Below are 6,337 nucleotides of genomic sequence, written 5' to 3'. Positions count from 1 at the left end.
GGTGAGAAGGGTGTTGAGGTCGTTCGTCACACATCGATCCTCGACACCCTTCGTCGTGCCTGCACTCCGAACGACTTAGGACTTACTCGTCTAGAGGCCCGGCCATGCCCCGCGGTCCAACAGGTCGAGGACGAGTGCCGCGATGTTCCACGCGTCGTCCTCGCCGCGGTGATGGCGTCCCTCCAGCGGCAGTCCGGCGATCTGCAGAGCGTGATCCATGCCGGGTTTCTTGCGTAGTCCGTACGCCGCCGCGAACACGGCCTTGGCGTTGGTGTGGGTGCGTTCCGTCGGATAGCCGAACGGGTAGGCCACTCCGTCGGCCTGACTCTGTCGAGCGAACTGCCGTCGGTCGTACTCGCCCCAGCTCGCCCAGGGACGCTCCCCGGCGCCGTACTCCTCGGCGAGGATCCGGCATGCCTCGGCGAAGGTGACACCCCGTTCCACCTCGGCCTGCGTCAGGCCGGTCAGTTCCGTGCAGAAGTCACTCACCGCCGACCGGACAGGGCGGACCAGGATGCGGTGCCGGGACACCCGGCTCCGTGCCGACACGTCCACGACGGTGAGGCCGATCTCGATGATCTCGTTGACGGAGCCGGGCGGCGGCTGCCCGTCCCAGCAGGTGGCTTCCACATCGATGACGTTCAACAGGGCGGATTCGTGACGCATGGGCCGAGGGTAGGGATGCGCCCCCGGCTCCGGCATCTCAATTTCCCACGTTCGTTCTTCGGGCGGGGTGGTCAGTCGGGTGGGGTGTGTTCGAGGGTGTAGGTGGTCGCGTCCGGTTCGGCGAAGGCGAGGAGCGCGAGCCCTTCCTCCTCCAGGACGTCCAGAGGCGTCGGCGCGGCGAAGGGGCTGATGAGGAGCTTGGCCTTCTTGCCGGACCGCTTGATCTGCCAGGTCCCCGCCGCGAACCCGTCCACCAGGTACGTGGCCTTGATCCGCAGGTTCTTGGTCGCGACCAGCGGCCTGAACTCGTCCGCCAGCACCCGCGTACGGTCGGCGTGCCCCAGGACGAGGTTGTCGAAGTCGGGCAGGAAGCGCACCGGCGCGGGCACGTCGCCGCCCGGCCGCGGCGCGCCGGGCAGGTCGAACAGTTCGCGTCCCGTCTCGTCGGCGAGCCTGTCCAGCTCCATCCCCTTCATGACGGCCCGCATCCCGCCCAGTCCCGACCAGGTCTGGACGTCGGCGGGGGTGGCCGGGCCGAACGCGGCGAGGTACCGCTCGACCAGGCGTTCCACGCTGGGCGCCGGGTCCAGTTCGACGCCGGGCAGCCCGAAGGCGGACTCGCGCGGGAAGCTCCACCGGTCCTGCGTCGGCACCATGACCAGCGGCGTCATCATGCGCACGGCGTAGCCGAGCACCCGTTCGTCCGCGCCGGGGAACTCCTTCAGCAGCAGGGGCCGCAGCTCGTTGAAGGTGAGCGGCCCGTCGGCGAGCAGCCGGTCGGCGACCGCGGCGACGGCCTCGAAGTCGACGCCCTCGAACCGGCGCGCCGCGGCGGCCAGCATGGGACGCAGCAGCGGGCGGAAGGACGCGTAGTCCTCCGCCGTCACCAGGTGCAGCGTGGCCCGCATCATCGTCGCCCGCACCAGGCCGCCCGCGTGCAGCGAGTCGTGCAGGTCCTCGCGCCGGAAGCCGGCCAGCCGCGTCCACACCCCCAGGTAGGGCGGCCGCGGCTCCTGCGCCTGCAGCCCGGCCAGCCGGTGCACGACGTCGGCCGGGCGGCCCTCGTGCCGGGCGAGGAGGTGCTGCCGGGCCAAGGTGGCGCGGTTGAGGTCTCTGAGGGTGAGCATCTACTTATCATGCCTTTCCCCCTGGAGTCCGTACGTTCCTCCTATCCTGCGCTTTCCGATGGTTTCGCCTACCTTGACGGCGCGGCCGGCACCCAGACGCCCCAGCCGGTGATCGACGCCATCTCCGCCGCCTACCGGGCCGGGCTCGGCAACGTGGGCGGGGCCTTCCCCGCCAGCCGCCGGGCGGACGAGATCGTCGCCGCCTGCCGTGCCGCCGTCGCGGACCTCGTCGGCGGCCGTCCCGACGGCGTGATCCTCGGCCCGAACATGACGACGCTGACGTACCGGCTGGCCAGGGCGCTGACCGGGCCCGGCGACGAGGTGGTGGTCTCCCGGCTGGACCACGACGCGAACGTGCGTCCGTGGACCCAGACGGGCGCCGCCGTCCGCTGGGCCGAGGTGGACGCGGTGACCGGCGAGCTCCCCGTCGACCAGTACGCCGACCTGATCGGCGAGCGGACCAAGGTCGTCGCGGTGACGGCGGCCAGCAACATCCTCGGCACCCGTCCCGACGTGGCCGCCATCGCCGAACTGGCCCACCGCGCGGGCGCCCTGCTGTACGTGGACGGCGTGCACGCCACCCCGCACGGCCCGGTGGACATGCGGGCGCTGGGCGCCGACTTCTACGCCACCAGCGCCTACAAGTGGTCGGGGCCGCACGTGGGGGCCGTCGTCGCCGACCCGGCGCTGCTGGAGACGGTCCGCCCGGCCAAGTTGCGGCCCTCCCCCGACACCGTGCCGGAGAGGTTCGAGACGGGCACGTCCGCGTTCGCCGACCTGGCCGGGGTCACCGCGGCCGTCGACCACCTGGCCGCCATGGTCCCCGGCGCCGGCACCCGCCGCGAACGCCTGCTCGCCTCGATGGCCGCCGCCGAGGAGCACGAGCTGGAGCTGTTCGCCGCCCTGATCTCCGGCCTGGAGACGATGCCGCACGTCACCCTGCTCGGCAAGCCCGCCAGGCGCACCGCGACCGCCTACTTCACCGTCGCCGGGCACACCCCGCGCCAGGTCGCCGAGCATCTGGCCGGGCTGAGGGTGAACGTCTGGAACGGCCACAACTACGCCTGGGAGCTGACCGGCGCCCTCGGCGTGCGCGACTCGGGCGGCGCCGTCCGCGCGGGCCTGGTCCACTACAACGACCGCTCGGACGTCGACCGCCTCCTGGAGGGGGTGGCCGCCCTCTCCTGACGGGCCCTCGGCCCGTACGGGCAGGGCGTGGGATCCTGAGGGGATGCTGCCCCCGATCGACGTGCTGCGCGAGCAGGTCACCGCGCATCTCGCCGCCTTCGACCGCCGGGAGGTGCCGCCCGTCCCAGGGGTGCGCCGGGCGGCCGTGACGGTGTGCGTGCTGGAGGACGCCGAGCGCGTCCCGTACACGGTGCTGATCCGCAGGGCGGCGCGGGGGCGCAACGCGGGGCAGTGGGCGCTGCCGGGCGGGCGGCTCGACGACGGCGAGCTGCCGGTGGAGGCGGCGCTGCGCGAGCTGGCCGAGGAGGTCGGGGTGACCGGCGTGGCGGTGGCCGGGCTGCTCGACGACTTCGTCGCCGACTCCGGGTTCGTGATCACTCCGGTGGTGGCGTTCGGGGGCCGTCAGGAGCCGGTGGGCGACGCCCATGAGGTGGCCTCGGTGCACGCGGTGCCGCTGGAGCGCTTCCTCGCGCCCGGCGTGCCGCGCTGGCAGGGCGAGCTGCTGCAGATGCCGCTCGGGCCGGACATCGTGATCCACGCGCCGACCGGGGCGATCCTGTGGCAGTTCGCCGAGGTGGCGCTGCGCGGGCGCGAACAGCGGGTGTTCGACGTCGCGCAGCCCCACTGGACGAGAACCTGACCCAGATGCCCCTGGGAACGGCCGGTCAGAACGGGCCGGTGAGTTCGCCGAGCTTGCCGGTCAGCTCCAGGTTGGCCGCGTAGTCGACGGGCACCGCGATCACCGACACCGTCTCGTCGGCCAGCGCCTTGCGCAGCGTGGGCAGCAGCTCTCCGGCGCTGGTGATCCGGTAGCCGCGGGCGCCGAAGCTCTCGGCGTAGGCGACGAAGTCGGGGTTGCCGAAGCGGATGCCCGAGTGACGGCCGAGCTCCAGGTCCATCTTCCACTCGATCAGCCCGTACGCGTCGTCGACCCACACCAGGACCGTGATCGGGACGCGCTCGCGGACGGCCGTCTCCAGCTCCTGGGAGTTCATCAGGAACGCCCCGTCGCCGGTGGCGGCCAGCACCTTGCGCTCGGGGAAGGCCAGCTTGGCGGCCAGCGCCCCGGGCACCGAGAACCCCATCGAGGACAGCCCGTTGGAGACCAGCATCGTGTTGGGCTCGTACGTCGGGTACATGCGGGCCATCCACATCTTCACCGCGCCGGTGTCGGCCAGCACGATGTCCTCGCGGCCCATGGCCTCCCGGATGTCGGCGACCACGCGCCGCGGCGACAGCGGGAAGCCGTCCTCCGAGCGCCCCTGCTCCAGCTCCTCGCGCATCAGGCGGCGGATCTTCTCACCGGTGCCGTTGAGCTCGAAGCGGCGCGGGACGGCGTCGGCGAGCGCGTCCAGCGACCGGGAGATGTCGCCGTGCACCCCGACGGACACCGGATAGTGGTCGTCGACCTCGGCGGGGAACCGGTGCAGGTGGATGATCTCCTTGTCGCGGTTGGGGTTGATCTTGACGGGGTCGAACTCCTGCAGCTCGTAGCCGACGCTGATCAGCACGTCCGCCTCGTCGAAGCCGAAATTGACGTAGTCGTGCCGCATGAAGCCGACCGCGCCCAGCGCGTGGGGGTGGTCGTCGGGGAAGACGCCCTTGCCGTTGAACGTGGTGGCCACCGGCAGCCCGAGCCGTTCGGAGAAGCGCACCAGCGCGGCGGCCGCCCCGGCCCGCCCGGCGCCGTGCCCGGCCAGCACGATCGGCCGGCGCGCGCGGGCCAGCACGTCGGCCGCGCGGGCGATCTGCGCGGCGGAGGGGTCTTGGGGGCGTACGACGTTGACCGGCAGCGGCCCGAGGTCGGCCGGCACGGGGGCCGACTCGACGTCTTCGGGGATGGCCAGGTAGACGGCGCCGGGCCGCTCGGTCTGGGCGGTCTTGAACGCCTTGCGGATCATCTCGGGCAGGGCCAGGGCCGTGGGGGCGAGGTCGGCCCATTTGGTGATCGGACGGAACAGCGACACCAGGTCGACCACCTGGTGCGACTCCTTGTAGATGCGGTCGAGGCCGACCTGGGCGGTGATCGCCACGACGGGGGTGCTGTTGGTGGTGGCGTCGGCCACGCCGAGCTGCAGGTTGATCGCGCCGGGGCCGAGCGTGGCCGAGGCCACCCCCGCCTTGCCGGTGAGCCTGCCGTAGATCTCGGCCATGAACGCCGCGCCCTGCTCGTGCCGGACGAGGATGTAACGGATGGAGGAGTCGTTGAGCGCGTCGACGAAGTGGATGTTCTCCTCGCCGGGGATGCCGAAGACGTACTCGACGCCTTCCGCCTCCAGGGCTCGCACGATCAGATGGGCCGCGTCCGCCTGCGGGGACATGGTTAACGCCTTCTTCCATGAGCGACTGCGTCCCTGACAGCACCGGGGAGGCGCGCTTCATTCCGGGACGCGTCCTGTGCCCGCGCGACGGCGGATCTCACGCGGGCACAGCGGGTCAGGAGCCCAGCGCGCGCGTGGCCAGCGCGCCGAGGACCATGCCGACGACCATGCAGGCCGCGGCGGCGATGGCGGCCCACTTGCCCAGGGACTCGCCGCGGGTGTGGCCGACGATGCCCAGCACGATGCCGGCCAGGCCGAACAGGATCGGTATGAACAGGATGGCCACCGCGGCGCTGACGAACCCGATGATCGACAGGACCTGGGCGCCCTGCCGCTGCGGCGGCCGGGCGTAGGGCGGCGGCTGCGGCCGGCGCCCTTCACGCGTGTGCTCGTCGTCGCCCGGGGGCGGGTCTTGCGAAGCGGTCATTCTCCGGCTCCCTCGTGAAGTGAGTCACATCACACACCAGAGCCGGAGGCCTGTCGAGCCGCCGAGTCCCGACATCTGCCCATTTCAGAAGGGTTATGACGGGCGGGAAAACTGAGGGGGAAGGGGTTCGGCGTGGACGACGTCGAGCCGGGAGACCGCGCGGGTGAGGGCGACGTACAGACGGTTGAGCCCGCGCGGCTCGGCCGCGACGACGGCGGCCGGCTCGGCGAGCACCACGTGGTCGTACTCCAGGCCCTTGGCCATCGAGGCGGGCATGACGCTCAGCCGCTCGCCGAGGTCCAGCCCCTCGTTCCAGAGCGCGCAGGTGATCGCCTCGACGTGCGCGTCGGCCGCGATCACCCCGATCGACCCCTCGAACCCGCCCGCCTCCCGTACGGCCGCCACGACCCCCTTCTCCAGCTCGGCCGTCGCGATGACGCGCAGCCTGCCGTCGGAGCGGTGGGAGCGGGTGGGGGGCACGTCGGCGTCGAGCGCGGCCAGCAGCGCGTTGGCCAGCTCCACGACCACGCCGGGCACGCGGAAGCCGGTGGTCAGCTCGACGATCCGCCCGCCGGGGCTGCCGAGCAGCTCCAGGTGCTCCGGCCACG

Annotated in this window: 7 protein-coding genes; 2 read left to right on the top strand and 5 right to left on the bottom strand. The window is 72.2% G+C overall.

Annotation, left to right across the window (positions count from 1 at the left end; genetic code table 11):
• Positions 1 to 90: 90 nt before the first annotated feature.
• Together ACWCSD_RS45255 and ACWCSD_RS45250 are read right to left on the bottom strand one after the other, a co-directional pair.
• The gene (locus ACWCSD_RS45255; RefSeq protein ID WP_397158617.1) at positions 91 to 666 is read right to left on the bottom strand and encodes an exonuclease domain-containing protein; all 576 of its coding nucleotides are present in this window, start codon (positions 664 to 666) and stop codon (positions 91 to 93) included.
• A gap of 71 nt (positions 667 to 737) precedes the next feature.
• Positions 738 to 1,793: a winged helix DNA-binding domain-containing protein gene (locus ACWCSD_RS45250; RefSeq protein ID WP_449924708.1), complete on the bottom strand. Its 1,056-nt coding sequence runs from the start codon at positions 1,791 to 1,793 to the stop codon at positions 738 to 740.
• 9 nt (positions 1,794 to 1,802) lie between these two features.
• Between ACWCSD_RS45250 and ACWCSD_RS45245 the strand changes: the two genes are divergently transcribed.
• Both ACWCSD_RS45245 and ACWCSD_RS45240 read left to right on the top strand, forming a co-directional pair.
• The gene (locus ACWCSD_RS45245; protein WP_358299171.1) at positions 1,803 to 2,981 is read left to right on the top strand and encodes a cysteine desulfurase-like protein; all 1,179 of its coding nucleotides are present in this window, start codon (positions 1,803 to 1,805) and stop codon (positions 2,979 to 2,981) included.
• Positions 2,982 to 3,024: 43 nt separating this feature from the next.
• Positions 3,025 to 3,621, top strand: a complete 597-nt coding sequence (locus ACWCSD_RS45240; RefSeq protein WP_387674294.1) for an NUDIX hydrolase — start codon at positions 3,025 to 3,027, stop codon at positions 3,619 to 3,621.
• A 25-nt stretch (positions 3,622 to 3,646) separates the two neighbouring features.
• On the opposite strand, the gene ACWCSD_RS45235 is transcribed toward ACWCSD_RS45240, so the two are convergent.
• The 3 genes from ACWCSD_RS45235 to ACWCSD_RS45225 form a co-directional block, all read right to left on the bottom strand.
• Positions 3,647 to 5,302, bottom strand: coding sequence for an acetolactate synthase large subunit (locus ACWCSD_RS45235; protein WP_397158623.1), 1,656 nt, complete (start codon positions 5,300 to 5,302; stop codon positions 3,647 to 3,649).
• 115 nt (positions 5,303 to 5,417) lie between these two features.
• Entirely contained in the window at positions 5,418 to 5,729 is a 312-nt protein-coding gene (locus ACWCSD_RS45230) for a hypothetical protein (RefSeq protein WP_387674300.1), read from the bottom strand.
• A gap of 93 nt (positions 5,730 to 5,822) precedes the next feature.
• Positions 5,823 to 6,337: ATP-binding domain-containing protein (locus ACWCSD_RS45225; RefSeq protein ID WP_449924703.1), on the bottom strand; the 515-nt coding region annotated here is incomplete at its 5' end.

Source organism: Nonomuraea sp. NPDC001684, from assembly GCF_053596515.1.
The sequence above is the reverse complement of the archived record's forward strand: the minus strand, read 5'-3'. Positions and strand labels throughout refer to the sequence as shown.